Here is a 543-nt window from a genome sequence, read left to right on the forward strand (position 1 = left end):
ATGGGAGTCGGTAACACCTGAAGTCGGTGACCTAACCGCAAGGGAGGAGCTGCCTAAGGTGGGACTGGTGACTGGGATGAAGTCGTAACAAGGTAGCTGTAGCGGAAGCTGCGGCTGGATCACCTCCTTTCTAGGGAGACCAGGGGTAGCAGTGAACAGAGTTTACTACTATTCCTAACGATCCCAAGGTTAATGCCCTAAACAACAGGGACCTTGTTTTATTTATCTCTCTCCCTCTCCTTCCTGTCACTCTTTACTTGTTAAGGGGTAAAAAGTTAAAAAGTTTCTGGGCCTGTAGCTCAGTCGGTTAGAGCATCCCTCTGATAAGGGGAAGGTCAGTAGTTCGAGTCTACTCAGGCCCACCTCTTATGAGCGGGGATGTAGCTCAGATGGGAGAGCGCCTCCCTTGCACGGAGGAGGTCAGGGGTTCGAATCCCCTCATCTCCATAGAGATGATTTGACAGGTTGGTTGAGAAGCAGTAAGATGTAACTCAATTAATAGGTCGGACAAACTAAATTATATGTATCTATCTATTTTGATGA

The 543-nt window shown here is 47.9% G+C and carries 2 tRNA genes and 1 rRNA gene; all 3 read left to right on the plus strand.

The annotated features are described in order from the left end of the window. A 16S ribosomal RNA gene (locus L6R21_28255) occupies positions 1 to 130 on the plus strand; the annotation flags it as partial. A gap of 158 nt (positions 131 to 288) precedes the next feature. Next, a tRNA-Ile gene (locus L6R21_28260) sits at positions 289 to 362 on the plus strand. Positions 363 to 374: 12 nt separating this feature from the next. Continuing rightward, a tRNA-Ala gene (locus L6R21_28265) sits at positions 375 to 447 on the plus strand. Positions 448 to 543: the final 96 nt, after the last annotated feature.

It is taken from the genome of bacterium, from assembly GCA_023150945.1.
Lineage (GTDB): Bacteria > Zhuqueibacterota > Zhuqueibacteria > Zhuqueibacterales > Zhuqueibacteraceae > Coneutiohabitans.